Source organism: Microcoleus sp. B3-D7 (assembly GCF_036705305.1).
In the GTDB taxonomy this organism is placed as follows: Bacteria; Cyanobacteriota; Cyanobacteriia; order Cyanobacteriales; family Microcoleaceae; genus Microcoleus.
Genome location: NZ_JAUBUE010000034.1, coordinates 60,482 through 79,741 on the forward strand (window position 1 = coordinate 60,482; position 19,260 = coordinate 79,741).

The 19,260-nt window shown below is 46.1% G+C and carries 11 protein-coding genes; 5 read left to right on the forward strand and 6 right to left on the reverse strand.

Annotation, left to right across the window (positions count from 1 at the left end; genetic code table 11):
• Nucleotides 1-19: 19 nt before the first annotated feature.
• From QUB25_RS20955 to QUB25_RS20970, 4 genes are all read right to left on the reverse strand, one after another.
• Complete coding sequence (locus QUB25_RS20955; RefSeq protein ID WP_333185652.1) at nucleotides 20-562, reverse strand: MAPEG family protein; 543 nt, start codon at nucleotides 560-562, stop codon at nucleotides 20-22.
• Nucleotides 563-584: 22 nt separating this feature from the next.
• The gene (locus tag QUB25_RS20960; protein ID WP_333185653.1) at nucleotides 585-1,079 is read right to left on the reverse strand and encodes a GNAT family N-acetyltransferase; all 495 of its coding nucleotides are present in this window, start codon (nucleotides 1,077-1,079) and stop codon (nucleotides 585-587) included.
• Between the two features lie 91 nt (nucleotides 1,080-1,170).
• A complete protein-coding gene (locus tag QUB25_RS20965) occupies nucleotides 1,171-1,767 on the reverse strand; it encodes a tRNA isopentenyl-2-thiomethyl-A-37 hydroxylase MiaE (RefSeq protein WP_333185655.1) in 597 nt (198 codons plus the stop codon).
• Between the two features lie 175 nt (nucleotides 1,768-1,942).
• Nucleotides 1,943-4,132 (reverse strand): tetratricopeptide repeat protein, encoded by a 2,190-nt coding sequence (locus tag QUB25_RS20970; protein ID WP_333185657.1) that lies wholly within the window; start codon nucleotides 4,130-4,132, stop codon nucleotides 1,943-1,945.
• A gap of 99 nt (nucleotides 4,133-4,231) precedes the next feature.
• Here QUB25_RS20970 and QUB25_RS20975 point away from each other — a divergent pair, with 99 nt between their 5' ends.
• The gene (locus tag QUB25_RS20975; RefSeq protein ID WP_333042135.1) at nucleotides 4,232-4,900 is read left to right on the forward strand and encodes a glycosyl hydrolase 108 family protein; all 669 of its coding nucleotides are present in this window, start codon (nucleotides 4,232-4,234) and stop codon (nucleotides 4,898-4,900) included.
• A gap of 80 nt (nucleotides 4,901-4,980) precedes the next feature.
• On the opposite strand, the gene QUB25_RS20980 is transcribed toward QUB25_RS20975, so the two are convergent.
• Together QUB25_RS20980 and QUB25_RS20985 are read right to left on the reverse strand one after the other, a co-directional pair.
• Entirely contained in the window at nucleotides 4,981-6,681 is a 1,701-nt protein-coding gene (locus QUB25_RS20980; protein ID WP_333185659.1) for a S8 family serine peptidase, read from the reverse strand.
• A 182-nt stretch (nucleotides 6,682-6,863) separates the two neighbouring features.
• Entirely contained in the window at nucleotides 6,864-10,583 is a 3,720-nt protein-coding gene (locus QUB25_RS20985; protein ID WP_333185661.1) for an FG-GAP-like repeat-containing protein, read from the reverse strand.
• A gap of 300 nt (nucleotides 10,584-10,883) precedes the next feature.
• Here QUB25_RS20985 and QUB25_RS20990 point away from each other — a divergent pair, with 300 nt between their 5' ends.
• The 4 genes from QUB25_RS20990 to QUB25_RS21005 all read left to right on the forward strand — a co-directional run.
• Nucleotides 10,884-12,014 (forward strand): serine/threonine-protein kinase, encoded by a 1,131-nt coding sequence (locus QUB25_RS20990; RefSeq protein ID WP_333185663.1) that lies wholly within the window; start codon nucleotides 10,884-10,886, stop codon nucleotides 12,012-12,014.
• 519 nt (nucleotides 12,015-12,533) lie between these two features.
• Complete coding sequence (locus QUB25_RS20995; RefSeq protein ID WP_333185665.1) at nucleotides 12,534-16,061, forward strand: PAS domain S-box protein; 3,528 nt, start codon at nucleotides 12,534-12,536, stop codon at nucleotides 16,059-16,061.
• Between the two features lie 260 nt (nucleotides 16,062-16,321).
• Nucleotides 16,322-17,593, forward strand: a complete 1,272-nt coding sequence (locus QUB25_RS21000; RefSeq protein ID WP_333185667.1) for an FAD-dependent hydroxylase — start codon at nucleotides 16,322-16,324, stop codon at nucleotides 17,591-17,593.
• 275 nt (nucleotides 17,594-17,868) lie between these two features.
• Nucleotides 17,869-19,260 (forward strand): tetratricopeptide repeat-containing protein (locus QUB25_RS21005; protein WP_333185669.1); only part of this gene is annotated, 1,392 nt, incomplete at its 3' end.

Here is a 19,260-nt window from a genome sequence, read left to right on the forward strand (position 1 = left end):
CTAAAAAATCTCAAATCCCTCAGCTATTGAAAAATAGTACGCGGTAGGCATCATAAATTAGTACGGCAATAGTAGGATACAGAGTAACTCCCAGGCCAAAAGCTCGTTCTATCGGCTCTTTGAGATAGCCTATCCAAAACGATATTCTTCCCAAAACAAACAAAGTTGCCAAAATTGGAATCAGCTTGATGCTGTAAGTATCTAAAAAGGTAGAAAGGATTAAACTGCCTACAAAAAACAGCACAAATTGCTCTAGAGTGTTGCTCAGATAACGCAAATGAATCCGCATTGCTTCTGATTCGGCATTCGCTAAAGGGTTGATGGCTGGGCTGCTAAATCTACCATTACCAACTGCAACTATGCCTGCAAATAACATCAGTACCGGAAAAATTTGGCAGCGAAGGCTGAAAATTAGGCGCGACTCTGGGGTATTTAATAGGGGTAGGGGCAGCGCTATCAAAAAATAACCAATCAGTACAAAAGTAAGGCAGAAAATTAAGGCAGAAATGCCTCGCCAAACAACTATTTGCTGTTGTGGATTGAAGCTGGGTAAATTAATCATTGTTTACAAAAACCAAACTTTATTATAGCTTTTTTATACCTAGAGATTTTACGTAAACCCGATCGCACCTTGGCGTCTCCACACCAGTTGTCGGTAGATATCCACTATTTTCGTACATTTTCACAGCTTCTTTGAGAATGCTGGCAGTTTCTATCCAGATTTCCTCAAAGCCGCGAGCAATAATTTTACTTTCCAATTCTTGCAGTAAAAATTTCCCCAAACCTTGTCCTCTTGCTGCGGGCAAAATATACATTTTGCGAATTTCCACAGCATTATTTCCGCGCTCAATCGGATAGTAAGCCGCCGTACCCACTATTTTACCCTGGCGTTCAACTACCCAAAATTCGCCGCCTTGATTATGATAATGTAGTTCTACATCATAGACATCTCGATCGGCCCCGTGAGGTTCGCATTTTAAACCGTACTCTGCTAAAACATCCCTAATTAAATAGAACGCCTCAGCGCGATCGCGCGTTTCCCAGGAACGAATTAAAAAATCCAGATGTTGGGTTTTCATGGGTTGTTGCAACGTATATTTATTTTTTGACTTGAGCAACTGTAAAATTAGTTGTTTTTTGTATTTTACAGTCTTTAAATCCACCTAGATTTTAACTGTGAATTCTCGGTTCGGGATGAAGACTTGCCAGCAACTCGCTCTCTACTAATGATAATTCCTCCAACCTCTGCATCACAATATCCCGATCGAAATAAGTTGTTGCCAAAATCCAATATACACCGTAATGGCGCGCTTCCGAAGCCATCAAACTGCGGTAAAACTTAGCTAATTCCGCCTCGGGACAGCGATCGCCCAGCAGCCCCAACCGTTCGTGACTGCGCGCTTCTATCAAACCAGAAACCAACAAAGAATCCAAAAGTCTTTCGGGTTCCTGCTTGCGAATTTGGGCGGACAAACCAGCACCGTAGGGAGGTGCAGCCAAAGGGCCTAAAGCAATGCTGCGCTTTTCTAACCGCTGGTTGACTTGCTCGAAATGCTCTAATTCTTCGCGGGCGATCGCCGTTAGCATCCTCACCAATTTTTCCCTTGCTGGGTAGCGAAACATTAAATTTAACGCTACTCCCGCTGCTTTCCGTTCGCAGTGAGAATGGTCTAATAAGATGGTATCCAAATGGGCGATCGCCTGTTGCACCCAAGCTTCCGAAGTCGGCTGTTTCAAAAACTTAATAGTTGGCAGTGTTGAAGTCATACCATTTTAAATTTGAGATTTGAGATGAGGAATGATATCGTTGACCTTGGCATCGGAACGATAGGCAACCGAGGAAACGGCATTGCCGTTTCCCTACCCCAAAATAATCTATCTTCCTTGATGAAAAATGTAACCATCGCCCGATTAATTGTAGGGACACGGCATTGCCGTGTCCCTACTTTTCAAAATTGATTTTACACAATTTTTCCAACACCGCATACATATCACCCGCAAACTTTTTCGCATTCCACAGGGGCGACAAATTTGCTGGATCTTTAGATTTCACCAACTGTGCTTTAATTGCATTTCTCAATTCACGATCTTTACCCAATTTTACACCCACTTCCACATATTCCGACCAAGACAAAGCCACGCCTGTTTCAATTCCCAAAGTCTGCAAAAACGAATAACCCATTCTCGACAAAAATTGCTCTCCTGTGCGAGTCACCACTGGCAAATTAAACCACAAAGCCTCTAAAGTGTGAGTTCCTCCGTTGTAAGGATAAGAATCTAACAAAACATCGGCCAGCAAATAGATAGTTCTGTGTTCTTCCTCAGTAGCAAACCTTGGCAAAAACTTAATTCGGTGCTTGCTCACTTTCTCAGCTTCGCAAGCTTGGTGATATGCAGCCTCAAACACCGCAGCATCGCCTAAAGCTTTGTGAATTAAAATACTGTTTGGCACTTGTTTGAGAATCGCAATTTGTGCTTTTACCAACTCGCTATTGAATTTTCTGCCGGGAGCGACGCACAGGTAAACTATCTGATCTAAGCCGATCCGGTGCGACCTTCTCAATGCAACGGGATCGACTCCATATCTCTGAAAACCGGACACTGCTACAAAGGAATCAGGCATCCTAATTAGCTGCTCGTCATAATATTTTTCCCGCCCGGCTGGGTGCGAGTGCCAGTCTGTAAGAAAGTAATTTTCCGGCGATATGTAAGGGGCGTCAAATCCCAGCCAAGAAACACAAACTGGTGCGGGTTTTTGGTAGAGAATGTCAGCGTGAACTGGTACGCTGAGAGAATCTAAATCAACTAAAACGTCCAATTCATCTTGCTGAATTTTGTCGATAATTTCTGCGGAATTGGCAAGTCCGTTCGGGTAGGTTGTCGGAAAAGTCAGTTTGCCCCAACTTTCAAATTTCTGAGTGCGATCGTCAGGAATAATTCTTTCGGAAGCGTACAAATACACATTGGGTGTGATGTCGGACAATTCGCGAATGATGTCAGCGCTGCACCAACCTACAGAATGGCGGCTAAAGTGATTGGACAAAAAGCCGATTTTTAACTTGCTGGATGGGGCACTTGGTTTGAAACTGTAATTTGCGGGTTGAGAAAAATTAGGTTTAATACATTGGTCGATATACTTTTGGGAAATTAATCTGTAAAGTTTTGAGTTTGCCGCCAAGTCATCTCGCAAATAGGGCGTGCTGAATAACAAGTTTGCATAAAGCGATTTAATTTCCACCGGGCTAGCGGTTTCTAAGTTTTGCTGCAAGTACGACTCTAGCTCTAAAAATCGATCGCCCGCAATTTGATTTAATCCCGACACTTGATAGGTGCTGATGAAGTAAATCGCGGTCATAATTGGATCGGTTTCGGCACACATTTGGCTGTATTGGTGCACGGCTTGCCGCGCGGCAGCTAAATCGCTAGTATCTCTGAGGATGCCGCACAAATGTTGGTGGGCAGAAATAAAATCGGGTTTAATTTCTAGGGCTTTTTGAAGGTTGGGTATTGCGTCTTTAAATTGACCCTGGTGGCGCAAAACTCGGCCAATTTGACAGTATGCTTCGGCTAAATCAGGTTTAAAAGCGATCGCCTGCTTCCATGCAGCCACCGCCTCATCTAACTTCCCTTGCTGCGCTAATTTATCTCCTAAATTTAAGTGAAAATCTACCTGAGCAAGGTGGGGATTGAGTTCGAGAGCTTTTTGCTCGTATGCTACCGCTGCATCCTGCTGCCCCTGCTGCTTCAGTGCCCCTGCCAAATTCCAGTAAGCAGCAGCCAAATTAGGTTTAAGTTCGATCGCCTTTTCGTAATTGACAATAGCCTCCACCAAATGCCCTTGTTTGTACAGCATACTGCCCAAATTAGCATAAGCCTCAGCAAAATCGGGATTCAGAGCGATCGCCTCAGAATAAAACCGCATCGCTTCCTCAATTTGGCCGCTTGCTTGCTGCACATTGCCCATTGTCACGTAAGCCGCCGCCCAATCCGGTTGCAATTCCAGAGCTCGGCGACAAGCAGCGACGGCTGCTGCTAAATTGCCTTGAGAGTAATAGGTTTCTGCAACGACTGTCAGCGATGCAGCATCTTCAAATTGGGGTGTTTCGGATTGGTTGGGAAAATCGGAATTCATTTGGCGGCCTATCTGTGCTATCAAGTTAAAGGTTGAATCTATATTATTTTGCAGAGTAGCAGTTTTAGCGGAATTACGGGCGATCGTCACAGAGAATTTATGAGCGACAAGCAAACGACACAGCGCCAACATAACATCAAGTGGAAACCAAACCTCCTGCTGGGGATACTCTTGTTAACCTTAGCAATCCCCTTACCCTTTGCCCAAAAGACTTTCGCACAGCAGCAGCAGACAGCCAGCTTTCGGCAGAAATTATTTCAAACGGCTCTTTATTTCACCCTATATTTTGAGGGTGGATTCAGCAATCACCCCGCAGATAAGGGCGGCAGAACTTATCGGGGCGTTTTGCAAACGGAATACAACGCCTACCGCTACAGTCGTGGGCTTCCGCCCCTCGATGTGACGCAGATGTCGGAAGCAGAGCTCCTAGAAATTTATAAATATTACTGGGATTCGAGCCTCTCGGGCACGATGCAGCCGGCTTTGGCGATCGTCATGTTTGACACCGCCGTTAATTTCGGTATTAATAACTCAATTACCTTTCTCCAGCAAGCATTAGGATTGCCGCAAACTGGAGTTTTTGATGCCCGCACCAAGGAAGCGCTGAAAGGGGCAAATAACAGAAATACCGCGCTGCAAATGATTAACGAACGAATTATTTACCGCTACAAAAGGGTGCAAGAAGATCCGACTCAGATGGCTTTTTTCCGGGGTTGGCTGAGTCGCGATTACAGTTTGTGGGGGTATGTGAATAAGATTAAGAATTAAGCAGGGCTGATTCATTTTCTCAAAACTGTAGTAGTCCCACGACAGGGGTTTACACCCCTGTCTCATTGACCCGATAGATGCTATACAGTCAACCCATTTGGATTAGCTGTTGTCGTCAAAATGTGCTCCACTTGAGCCGGAGTTAAAGTCGGATTGGCATTCAAAACTAAAGCCGCTACACCCGCTACCTGTGGCGTTGCAAAAGACGTGCCAGTTAGGGTGGCATAGTAGTCATAGGGAGTTGTAGAATAGATGTCTACTCCCGGAGCAACTAGGTAATCCAAAGGTGTGGAACCCGCAGCGTTCGAGGTGTCAGCCATCCTGCCGTTTATATCAATACTGCCCACGGCAATTCCCCAGCGATCGGCATTACGAGCTGGATAAGCTGGTTGGCTAAAACCCAAATTTCCTGCTGCTATCACCACAACAGAGCCTTTGTTATTTGCATACTCAATTGCGTCATTCACCAGTTTGGAAGGGTAAAACTCATTTCCCAAGCTGAGGTTAATTACATTTGCTCCATTATCAGTAGCATAGCGGATTCCAGCAGCAACATTATTCACCTCGCCGCCACCAAAGACGGGCAACACTCTGACAGGCATAATCTTGGCATTGTAGGCAACTCCTGTGATGCCAAAATCATTTCGTTCCGCGGCGATCAAACCTGCTACGTGAGTGCCGTGACCATCGGGATCTAGATCGATTGGGTAGTTGTCATTATACACAAAATCCCAACCCCGAATATCATCAATAAATCCGTTGCGATCGTCATCGATGCCATTTTCCGCAATTTCATCAGCGTTATCCCAAATATTACTATCCAAGTCGCTATGGTTGTAGTCAACACCAGTATCGATGACAGCTACAACAATCCCATTTCCTGTAATGTTCTGCTCCCAAACATCGGGCGCATTTATAGTGTCTACCCCCCAATTATTATCGCTCAAATTAGGAACATCAGAGAAGAGAGTTGAGCGGTTTAGGGTGCGGGTAACTGCTGCATTTGCATTCACTAAACCGTAGCCGTAATTGCCATTAAAAACACCGTTAGGTGTAGGAATATCGGGCAAGACAGGAACAGGTGTTGCAGAAAGAGTCAGGTTGTAATTGGTAGAGTCGCCTAGGAAGCTAGAGACTCGGACATAGTATGTCCCTGGAGGCAGGTTGGATAAATTAATCACATCCGGGATTGTGTCACTCTCAAGAGAGTAGCCAATTAATTCACCATCTTCCACTACACCGTTGCCGTTTATATCTTGAATTAGGTCTACGTCAGCATCCGCCGTCAAACCGTCGAGACGCAGGCTAAAATTGCTATTAGTGTTGATATCGAATCGGTAGAAATCATCGGGATCGCCTGTCCCCACGAACTCAGTTAAGCGGATGCTACCGTTCTGAACGCCAACAACATTACGAGCTGTAAAAAGAGAGTTATCTGAATCGGCGAAATTCAACTGATAGGCAGATATCGTTCCTATTAGGGGATCTGTGTTTGGGCTCGCTGACTGTGACTGCGGTTTGAGTTGAGCATCGCTCACAGAGTAACTAAAGCCAGCGTTAGCATTAGGTACAAGAAAATTCGCAGTTTGTGTCTGTGGGTCGGTGCTGAATGCTGGGAGATTAGGAAAGCTAGATTCAGCACTATAACTAGAAACCTTGAATGGATCGATCGCTCGGTTGAGCAAGTCGTTGTTAACCGGAAATGCTGATGTGGCGATATCCTTTGGCTGTTGAAGGCAAGAAAGGCGATGATCGGTAGGATTCGTCTTGATGTCTAACATAAATTAAAAAAAATGGTAACTTTCAAAAAATGTGAAGTTTTTTGTGGTCAACACTTTAGTCCTTATTATTGACATCTGTAACTTCTGGTTCTGCTTGAATAAAATACAAATTGCTGCCGCTGATTTCCACTGAAGAACTTTAGGAGGGCAACCACAGGATTGCCCCTACGCTGGAGGTAAATCTAAAGCAACACAAAATCCGAGGCAGTAATCGAACTATTCAACCCAGTCACAGTTGCCAAAACTCGATCGGTGGATATAACTTTCAGCACTGTTCCTCCCGCAGTTTGACTAATTTCTAACTGCTGGAAAGTCAAACTGTTATCGAGGGCAAACTTATCGATACCCACCTCAAAATCAACCACCGTATCCGAGCCGATACTTGGAGTTAACAAAAAGCGATCGCTCCCGCTACCTCCAATCAGAAAATCGTTGCCATTTTCGCCGCTGAGAAAATCATCTCCCAAACCGCCAAGCAAAGTATCCTCTCCCTTGCCACCGTACAAACTGTCATTGCCGATACCGCCGTCCAAACTGTCAGCACCGCGGCCTCCAAATAGGATATCATCGCCACTGCCACCTGTCAGCGTATCGAGTCCCCGCCCACCGTAAATCGTGTCATTGCCGCCGCCACCATCGAGGGAATCGCTAGCTTTTCTGGCACTGATAAAATCGTTACCGCTGTCGCCGATTAAAGTATCGCTATCATCAGTACCGACAAGATTTTTGCCCTCAGCACCGAGAATTTCAGGAGAAGTATTGACAAGTTCCACATCACCTTGCACAACCGGAACCGCGGGTTGCTCCGGTACTGGATTACCTTGAATTTTGGCAGTTAAAAATTCGCCCGTATTTTCGGAAACTACCTGTGCGATTGGTTTTGTGCCAGCGGCCGCTTCTTCGAGGGCGATCGAACTTTCACCTAATGCCACCTTTTGGACTTTGGCAATTTCTGAGGGAATAAACTCAGGCAAAAAGTTAGATTTAACTTTATCCGTGCTTTGATTTGCCTCAGCCATTACCTTCGCAGCTTCCGGGGAAATTTGGGAAAGTTTTTCAGTGTTGAGATTGGTGTCAATTTCTTTGACCTTGGCAACAGATTGCTCGATAATGCTTTCTACCTGTGCCGCATCGCTCAAATCCAGGGAACCACCGGATTTAATTTTACTGTTAATTGCCCCGACAACAGCTTTGACGATCGCAGCATTGTCCGCCGTAGATGCACCGTCTATGAGGCTGCTGGTTTGGGTGATGACGTTGTGGACTTTTGTCATGGCGACTAGAGTTTCAACGCCCCCAGGCTCATTTTTTGCTGTAGAGGCGATCGGATCTAAGTCGCTCAAGTCAACTCCCGCAGGAATAGACAGAGTAGATTTAACTTTTGACTCGGCTTCACTCTGCGTCATTCCCCCAGCCATCAAATCAGTTACCAAACTGGTTAACAAAGTGACAACATTAGCATCCGCAGGTGCAGAAACAGGCATTTCCAGCGGCAAACCTGTCGCAGTATCCGTCCCACCAAAAGCAACTAAATTGCCTTCATCGGCATCGATTTTCCCATTTTTATTTTTGTCGAAAGTCTCCAAGGGAATATCGAGCTGATATGCACCGTTAAAGTCAGTAGTAGTTGATGGTTCGTTACTATCTTTAATGCCATTTTTGTTAGCATCTAGGAAGATGGTTGCACCGGAGATGTAACCATCAATAACAAAGCCGTCGCTCATACTAGAAACGGTCGTCTGAAGAAGAGGATCGTCATCGTCAGTATTGGTAACGTAAATAATTGATGTATTTAACCCGGAGTAATTGGGATCGGCGCTAACAGCAGGGTCGGCAATAATACTGTAATTTTGATCTCCATCCCATACACTATCATCAACGCCTGTTACCCTCACGATCTGCCATAGATTCCAATTAGTAGAATTGAAGGTAACAGTTGGCCTGTAAATTACTCCTTCTCCCACACTATCGGTACTAAAATTAATACTCACATCAGCAGTAGGTGGGCTGTTGAGTTTGACAGTGAATTGGTCTGTGCCACCTGTTTCTGAAGTGACTAATCCCGCTGGTGGATTAATAATAATGTCTGGAGTTGCAAGTATCAGTGGGGGCGTCCCTAGTGTCGGCGTCACTGGCGTCACTGGTGTCGGCGTCTCTGGCGTCACTGGTGTCGGCGTCTCTGGCGTCACTGGTGTCGGCGTCTCTGGCGTCACTGGTGTCGGCGTCACTGGCGTCTCTGGCGTCGGCGTTGGTGTCGGCGTGACTGGTGTCGGCGTCACTGGCGTCACTGGCGTCACTGGCGTCGGCGTTGGCGTCGGCGTCACTGGCGTTGGCGTCGGCGTTGGTGTCGGCGTAACTGGCGTCGGCGTTGGTGTCGGCGTAACTGGTGTCGGCGTCACTGGCGTTGGCGTCGGCGTTGGCGTCGGCGTGACTGGTGTCGGCGTTAGCGTTGGCGTTGGCGTCGGTGTCGGCGTCGGTGTCGGCGTAGTGTCGTTATCGTCGATCGCCACTCTCACCCCTGGCACCGAAATTTCGTTATACTTAGCATCAGTGCTGGTTGCAGTGTGAGTAATATTAGCGCTGTCTGTACCTTGGGCAACTGTATCGTCAACAGCTTTTACCGTAACGGTTTGAGCAACATTCCAATTATTTGGAGTGAAAGTCACAGGGCCGATCGGCTGAATCTGATTATTGGTTGTGAGAGTGATGGTAACGGGGGCTGTTGGCTGCGACTTTAATTTGAGCTGGTAACTGCCATTCGCGCCGCCTTCTGTAACTTCCGTTTCGGTAAGACTAACAGAAACACCAGCCGTATCATTGTCCTCATTGCCGCTACCATCCGCTACATCATCGTTTTTGTTGAGCAAAACCGAGACGTAGCTAGATTCTTCAGTATCGTTTGTCGTAGTTAAGTCTGTCTTGCCGTCAGCATTAAAGTCCCCAACAGCAATGACAAAGGGATCTTCCCCAGCCGAAAAGTTGGCGGGCGCACCAAAACTGCCCGTACCATTTCCCAACAAAATGGAGATACCATTGCTCGTCACAGCTAAGTCTGATTTGTTATCGCTGTTAAAGTCCCCAACAGCAACACTATTGGGAAAGTCCCCCGCATTAAAGTTAGTGGGATCCCCAAAGCTGCCTTTCCCTGTCCCCAACAGGATTGATACGTTTTTAGATTCGCCGATGTTTGTTACAGCTAAATCTGGCTTGTTATCCCCATTGAAGTCCCCTGTGGCGAGCCCGATCGGATCGTTCCCCGCCTTAAATTTAGTAGGAGTCCCAAAGCTGCCTGTCCCTGTCCCCAACAGGATCGATACATTATCAGAAGAGTCTATGAAAGCTAAGTCGAGCTTGCCGTCAGCATTAAAGTCTTCCACGGCGAAAAACCGCGAATTCGACCCATTAACATTAAGGTTAGTAGGAGCCCCAAAGCTTCCTGTACCAGTTCCTAACAGGATCGATAGATTGTTATTGCCTATCGTAACTAAATCTAGCTTGCCGTCGCTGTTAAAGTCACCCGCACCAACACCAAGGCCATACTCTGACTTCCCATCAGCTTCCCCCGTATCAAAGCTCGTGGGAGTGCCAAAGCTACCTGTGCCATTTCCCAACAGGATGGCTACTTGACCTACATCTGCGCTGTCCGTCTTTACAGAAGCTATGTCGAGGTTGCCGTCGCTGTTAAAGTCCCCTAATGCCAGACTTATGGGCGTAAAGCTGATGTTAAAGTTGTTGGCAGTGCCAAAGCTGCCAGTGCCTGTCCCCAACAGAATCGAGATGTTGTTAGTTCCTTGATTGGCTGTGGCGAGATCTGGCTTACCGTCTTTGTTAAAATCTGCTACAACAACGTCACTCGGCCCTTCGCCGACAGGGAAGCTGGTTGCGGTACTGAAGATAGACATGATTAATTTACCTATTAATTGACAACACTCGTTTCTGATGTTTGGAGTTGTAAAGTCGAATCTGCGAGACCCTAATTTGGCAATGTACTCTCTAGTTAAAAGTTGTCTTTGAGATAGTACCAGTAACTACTTAAAACGTCAATTCATAAAATTCATAACATAAAGTCATAAAAGTCATATTGGTAAAAATATATTTCAATAAGTAGACAATCTAGCAAATTTAAGAGAAATCATATATAACAGAAATCTAGGGATATAAAAATGCGTGGCTCCTGTACAAATCACTTAAAATATGAAGCTATGACAGTAGAAGAAGCAATATTGTTTTTGGACAATCTGGTATACGAACAAACGGAAAAACACCTAAGTCGGTTGCAACAGTCGATAATTCGCGGCGTTGTAGGGGGTTTGACCTATCAAGAAATTCAGCAAAACGATCCGATCGCCCGCGGGTACACAGTGGGCTACCTGGGGCGGTATGTCGGCTACAACTTGTGGAAAGACCTCACCAAGATACTGAAGCAAGCAGAAATTATTGGACAAGAAGAAAGAGTCGTCGGAGCAAATCTTTGGGACTGCATCATGAGAGCTGTACAAAAAGGCACACAACCAGCTAATTCTGTCGATCCGATCTTGCAAAAGCTGCTGCGGATGCGTTACCGAATTAGAGAACATTTGGTCAGCACCGAGTACAGCGATACCTATCTGGCTGAAGATGAAAATTTGCCCGATCGACCTTTGTGCCTCGTCAAGCGCCTGAAAAGCCAGTGTGAGAGAACCAGCCACCTATTCGATCGAGAAACGCGGCTTTTATATCGATTGGGCCAACACGATCGGATACCAGAATTGTTAGCTCGCTTTGAAGAAGATGGATATTTTTATTTAGTCTATCAATTCATCGAAGGGCAACCCTTGTATCAAGAACTAATCGAAGGTCAACCCTGGGAAGAACATCAGGTTATTGCTTTGCTGAAAGATATCTTGGAAGTGCTTGTCTTTGTTCACAAACAAGATGTAATTCACCGCGACGTTCACCCTCAAAACTTAATCAGGCGCACATCTGATAACACAATTGTATTAATTGACTTTGGGGCCGTTAAAGAAATCAACACTTCACAAAACAGCATCGGTCAAACGAAATCGCGCGGCGGTACTCAGCAAGACTACATTCCCCCCGAACAAGCCATCGGTTCCCCGAAACTGTGCAGCGACATTTATGCTGTCGGGATCATCGGGATTCAAGCCTTGACAGGAATGCGCCCGAAACAACTCAGAGTTGATAATTTAGGGAATCTCATCTGGCAGAAAAATGCAACTGTCACCCCGGAATTGGCTCGCGTTTTAGACAAGATGGTGCTATACGCTTTCCCCCAGCGTTACCCCTCAGCAATCGAAGCTTTGCAAGCACTTCAAAATTTGGGAGTTAGTTGACTGTTGACAGTTGACAGTTACCAAATCCGACTTTAATATGCCCTCTTTAGTCCCTCTCTGCTGGGACTTTGTTTTTGTAGTAGCGGTTTCAACCGCCGAGTCTTATCTGTTATGCCCCATTTCCCACAGCCACAGCACCCGGTTTACAATCCGAGTGATCTTGTTACAGAGTGATTCATCCGCTACCATTATCCCTCCATGTACTGAGTAATAACACTCGGTCTTGCCGATGAATCGGGCGCGAATTTCCGAGATCCAAGGGACAAGGAACAAGGAACAAGGAATTTTTTTTAAATTTACCACCAACAAAAATTATTGGATGCTGCCGGATGCCTTCTACATAAGAGTCTTCCACCTTCATTTGACTATCTATCTAAAGTTAGATAAAATAACTCATGTTTTATGCTAAGCAGCTTTTAGAAAATCTTAAGCAGCTTTGTATAGCGGGCAACAATATCACTAGAGTGTTTATTGTTACCTTAGATACGTAGAAACCCAATAATTAGAGGGATCGAGAAATTGGAAGTTTTTGAACGAGCACAACAACGGCAAACGCCCTCAACCCGAATGGCTGCCGTCCAGTCTTTTGCCAAAAAAGCGAGTATTGCAGTAATGGCGATCGGCTGTACAGTCATTTTGGGTTGGATATTCGATCTGCAAATGTTAAAAAGCATTCTGCCCGGACTCGTGACCATGAAAGCCAATACTGCGGTCTGCTTTATTTTGGGCGGGTTTTCTCTATTCATCCAACAGATCCGGCACGCCAAATTAACAGCAAAAAAGTATCACAAAAAATACAAAAAATTAATTTTATTGCCATCATTTTTAATTATATTAATTAGCCTATTAACCCTAGTTCAATATAGCTTTAATTTAGACTTAGGCATCGACCAACTGGTATTTAAAGAAAGTTATACCGTGACCATCCCCGGCACACCAGGACGCATGGCGCCGAATACTGCTTGTGCTTTTTTATTGCTGGGAACAGCGCTGCTGCTGCTGTCAGAACGTCGGCCTAAATACCTGCGGATTCAAATATTAAGCTGTTCAGCATTTTTAATTGGATTTATGGGTTTGATAGGCTATTTCTACGACAAAGCTTTATTTTACCAAATTGGCAATTATACAGGAATGGCTTTGCACACTTCCGCAGGATTTATGTTGCTGAGCTTCGGCATTTTATTTGCCAGTCCAGGCCGAGGATTGATAGCAGTAATGACCAGCGATCGCGCGGGCGGCATCATGGCGAGGCGCTTGTTGCCACGGGCAATCATTATCCCGCCTTTAGTCGGTTATTTCATCCTATCTGGAGAGCGGTTACAAGCCTACACGCCGGAGGTAGGGATATCGCTGTTAAGCGTATTGAACGTGATTATTTTTACAATTCTGATTTGGCAGAATGCCAAAACTCTTTGCACCGCAGACCGGAAGCGCTATCGAGCGGAATTGGGCATTAGGAAAGCTAAATCAGACTTAGAAACTCAAGTTGAGAAACGGACTCTCCAACTGCAACTCGCTAATGAGCAATTGCAGGAGCAAATTTTCGACACTAAAACAACCAAGCAGGCACTTCAAAAAAACTACAACCTGTTGCTTGCCGTCATAAATAGTACGCCAGCAGCCTTATTTGTCAAAGATATTCAGGGCCGTTACCTGATGCTCAATGCTGCGGGAGCCAGTATAATTGGCAAGTCTGTAGATGACATTATCGGCAGAGATGACAGCGAGTTATTTCACCCGGGAATAGCCGACAAAATTATAAAAACCGATCGCCCAATTATGACAACGGGAACAACGCAAGCGATCGAAGAAGACCTGCCAGTCAAAGGAAATTTGCGGACATTTCTTTCTACAAAAAGTGCTTACCGGGACGGACTAGGAAATATTAGCGGTATAGTTACCATCGCGCGGGATATTACTGAAAGCAAAAAAGCCGAAATCGCCAACAGAAGTCTGGCAGCAATTCTGGAAGCAACCCCGGATTTTGTAGGTATCTGCAACCTCGAAGGACGCGCCATTTACATCAACAAAGCAGGCAGAAAAATGGTGGGTATAGACGAAAACGAAGATATATCCAACCTACAAGTTGCAGAATTCACGCCAGCGTCAGCCCGCAGCAATTTGAATGAAGCGATCGCCACCGCTGTTTCCGGGGGCGTTTGGAGCGGAGAAACAACCTTCCTGTCAACATCGGGACTCGAAATTCCCGTCAGCCAAGTCCTCATCTCCCACTCCGCACCGGACGACAAACTCACATACATTTCGACGATCGCCCGCGACATCAGCGATCGCAAACAAGCTGAACAAGCGCTGCAACTGTCTCAAGCTCGTTTCGCCGGCATTGTAGAAATTGCCGACGACGCGATTATTTCGGTGGATGCGGAGCAAAAAATTATCTTGTTCAACCAAGGTGCAGAAAGGATTTTTGGGTGGACGGCTGCTGAGGCGATCGGGCAATCCCTGAGCCTCCTGTTGCCCGAAGCTTTTGCCACTCCTCACAGTCTCCTTGTCAGCAATTTCGGCTGCGGCGTTAAACAAGCCCGACAAATGGGCAACCGCAAAGAAATTTTCGCCTGCCGCCGAGACGGTACGCAATTTCCCGCCGAAGCTTCTATTTCCAAACTCGAAGTAGCAGGCGAAATCATATTCACAGCTATTTTGCGCGATGTGACAGCCAGCCGACAAGCCGAAGAATTTGTGCGCCTGAGCGAGGAAAGATATCGATCGCTCGCAAGGGCCACCGCGCAACTGGTATGGATGAGAGACGCCCAGGGAAAGCCGATCGCGCCGATCGACTGGATGGCATATACAGGTCAAAGTTTGGAGGAAGCTACAGACGACTGGGTTTCGGCAATTCACCCAGACGATCGCCCGATCACGGCGCAAGCTTGGATGCGCGCAGTCGAAGCAAAAAGTGTCTTCCAAGTCGAGCACCGTTTGCGGGCAGCAGACGGTAGCTACAGACACTTCTGGGTGCGCGGAGTTCCAGTTTTAGCAGCAGACGGCAGCATTCGCGAATGGGTGGGCACTCACACCGACATTAGCGATCGAGTCCAAGTTTTGGAAGCACTCAAGCAGTCCGAGGGACAGTATCGATCGCAAGCAGCCGAGCTCGAAAAAGCTGTCCACGAGTTGCACCAAACTCAAACTCAACTAATTCAAACCGAAAAAATCTCTTCTCTCGGGCAGCTAGTCGCCGGCGTCGCCCACGAAATTAACAATCCGATTAACTTCATTTATGGCAACATCACCCACGCCAGCCAATATGCCACAGACTTGCTCGGTTTGCTCCATCTTTACCAGGAAAAATACCCAAATCCCGTTCCGGAAATTGTAGAAGCAGCCGAAGATATTGAAGTCGATTACTTAATGGAAGACTTTACGAAGATTCTGGAATCAATGAAAGTAGGAGCCGATCGCATCCGCGACTTAGTTGTATCCTTACGCAACTTTTCCAGACTCGACGAATCGCAGATGAAGCGAGTAGATATTCACGAAGGAATCGAAAGCACTTTGCTAATTTTGCAGCACCGGATCAAAGCTAATGTAATTCGTCCCGCGATTGAGATCATCAAAGAATACGGGACTTTTCCCAAAGTTGAGTGCTATGTAGGTCAGCTCAATCAAGTATTTATGAATCTTTTAGCAAATGCGATTGACGCCCTCGAAGAGTACAACAGCAAGCGTTCTTCACAAGAACTATCTTTTATTTCCAACAGAATTCGGATTAGCACCAGTGCGAATTCAGACACAGTAAAAATTCGGATTTCCGACAACGGGATGGGAATCAATCAAGAATCTCTTCACAAGTTGTTCGACCCATTTTATACTACTAAACCCGTAGGCAAAGGCACCGGCTTGGGACTGTCAATTAGCTATCAGATTATAGTTGAAAAACATCGAGGCAAAGTGCAGTGTATTTCCGCGCCCGGGGAAGGTGCAGAGTTTGTCATTGAGATTCCTCTTTGCCAGAAAGTATCAGCGCTGGCTGCCGAAAACACAAAGGAAATGGTCAGCATTCATGAGTCATTAGTCATGAGTCATTAGTCATTAGTTTCAGGGCTGACCCATCGGGGGGGCTAGAAACCCGGTTTCTACGAGTTTTGCGTTGAGTGACGAGAAATATAGGAAGAAAGCGGGTTTCTGAAGTAGCGAGTGCATCTAGGACTTGCATTTTGAGATCGTAGTCTGAAAACCTTGATTTCCACGAATGCCGATAGTCTCCTTTTCTCGATCGCCCTAAATCGAAATAATTCTTTACAATAACAAAGTAACAATGCAATTAACTTTGACAAAATCCCTTGAAAATGCCTGTAAACCAACTTTCTCCAACCACAGCCTCCACGGAAACACCGACACTCGACTTTGACATAGCCATCGTCGGAGGCGGCATAGTCGGGGCCACCTTAGCCAGCGCCTTAAAAGATTCCGGCTTAAAAATAGCAATAATTGAAACCCAACTCCCCGCCGCCGCCGCAGCCAAAAAACAAGCCTATGCAATCACCCTGCTATCAGGAATGATCTTAGAAGGTATCGGCGTGTGGCAGCAAATCTTGCCGCAAATCACCACCTTCGAGCAAATTAGCCTCTGCGACGGCGACTATCCCGGCGTCGTCGAATTCCACCGCCCGGATTTGGGAAATACTGGCAAATTGCCCGTACCAAAAGCAGCTTTAGGTTACGTTGGCGAGCACGGAGTCATGCTGTCAGCTTTGCAAGAATCTTTGGCAAAAAACCCGAATTTTAGTTGGGTTTGTCCGGCGGAAGTAGTCGAGGTAAAATATTTAACCGATTGCGCCGAAATAGAAGTCAAACAAAACGGCGAAACTCGCACAATTCGCACCAAATTATTAGTCGCCGCCGACGGTTCGCGATCGCGCATCCGCACCGAAGCCAACATCAGCACTCGCGGCTGGAAATACTGGCAATCCTGCGTTGCTATCACTATTAAAGCAGAAAAACCGCACAATGATATCGCTTTTGAGCGCTTTTGGCCGAGCGGCCCGATGGGAGTTTTACCATTACCGGGGAACCGCTGTCAAGTAGTTTGGACAGCACCCCACGCGGAAGCAAAAGCTTTGCAACAAATGGATGAAACAGAGTTTTTGACTTTGTTGGAACAGCGCACGGGCGGGCTTTTAGGGCGTTTGGAATTGGAGAGCGATCGCTTTTTGTTTCCGGTGCAGTTAATGCAGAGCGATCGCTACGTTTTGCCCAGATTAGCACTAATTGGCGACGCCGCCCACTGCTGCCATCCCGTCGGCGGCCAGGGATTAAATATGGGCATTCGAGACGCAGGGGCGATCGCCCAAATCTTGCAGCAAGCCCACCAAAAAGGCGAAGACATCGGCGACTTGCGAGTATTGAAACGGTATCACAACTGGCGGAAAAAAGAGAATTTAATCGTGTTAGGATTTACAGATTTTCTAGACAGATTGTTTTCCAATACTTGGCTGCCAATTGTAGCATTTCGCCGCTTCGGATTGTGGTGTTTGCGGACAATTCCGCCAGTGAGGTTTTTAGCCTTGCGGCTGATGACAGGCTTGATGGGGCGGCCGCCAGAATTAGCGCAAAATTAGAAGAAACCCGGTTTTTTACCATTTATCCTGTACGGGCGGGTTTTACTCACAATAATTGCCGAAAACCAACAAACTAATAAACCCGCCCCTATCGACTAAATTCATCTGCGTCCATCAGCGTATATCCGCCGACATCTGCGGTTCACAAACTTTAGAAACCGGGTTTTTTCCCATCTCTTCGCCTGTAACCAAATATTCTCGAAAAAATCCGGTTTCTGGCCACCCATCGACGAATCATGGTAAATAAACATCTGTGTTACTGACAACTCCCCACAATGGAAGAAACCCGCACCCAAGCTTATCTGCAATTGATTGAGACACTCCTGACTTGCCCCAACGGTGAGGAACCGCAGATTTTACAGGATAACTTAGAATTGGTAGATTCGGGGTTTCTGCAAGTTTGCGAGGTAGTAGCAGACAACCTGGCAGAGGAAGGACAGGAAAATCACGCTAATTTTTTACGGAATTTGGCCAGTCAGCTAGGGCAATTCTTGGGAATGAACTATGACGGAGATAGCGATAATTCTGAAGATGAAAATCCCCAAGAGTATGTAAACTTTATCCTAGAATTACTGCAAGCAGAAGAAAGCTATAGTGGTGTTGCCGTAATTTACCCGATGCTGGCTCAGCGCCAACATCTCCTCAATCTCCGTTTTGCCGAGACTTTACACCAAGTAGCCGACAATTTAATTGCCCAACATCCCGAAGCAATTGAGCACATTGTCGGCCTTATTGTAAATTTGAGTATTCATATTAGTGACTTTCCGCGCGGCAATAGAGCGAAAAATATTGAAATTGCCATTACTGGTTTTCAAATAGTTTTAAACAATCGGCAACCCGGGAGCGAAAAATATGCTGGAACTCAAAACAACCTAGCTAATGCCTACTTATACAGAATCAACGGTTCGCGAGCGGATAATCTGGAGAGGGCGATCGAGTTTTATCAGGCTGCTTTAACAGTCCATACTTTTGAGGATTTCCCCGAACAATGGGCAATGACTCAAAACAACCTAGCTAATGCCTACAGTGACAGAATCAACGGTTTGCGGGCTGATAATATCGAGAGGGCGATCGAGTTTTATCAGGCTGCTTTAACAGTCCGTACCCTTGAGGATTTCCCCGAACAATGGGCAGGGACTCAATACAACCTAGCTAATGCCTACTTATACAGAATCAACGGTTTGCGGGCTGATAATATCGAGAGGGCGATCGAGTTTTATCAGGCTGCTTTAACAGTCCATACTTTTGAGGCTTTCCCCGAAAAATGGGCAACGACTCAAAACAACCTAGCTAATGCCTACAGTGACAGAATCAACGGTTCGCGAGCGGATAATCTGGAGAGGGCGATCGAGTTTTATCAGGCTGCTTTAACAGTCCATACTTTTGAGGATTTCCCCGAACAATGGGCAATGACTCAAAACAACCTAGCTGCTGCCTACAGTGACAGAATCAACGGTTCGCGGGCGGATAATCTGGAGAGGGCGATCGAGTTTTATCAGGCTGCTTTAACAGTCCATACTTTTGAGGCTTTCCCCGAAAAATGGGCAACGACTCAAAACAACCTAGCTAATGCCTACAGTGACAGAATCAACGGTTCGCGAGCGGATAATCTGGAGAGGGCGATCGAGTTTTATCAGGCTGCTTTAACTGTTTATACTTTTGAGGAT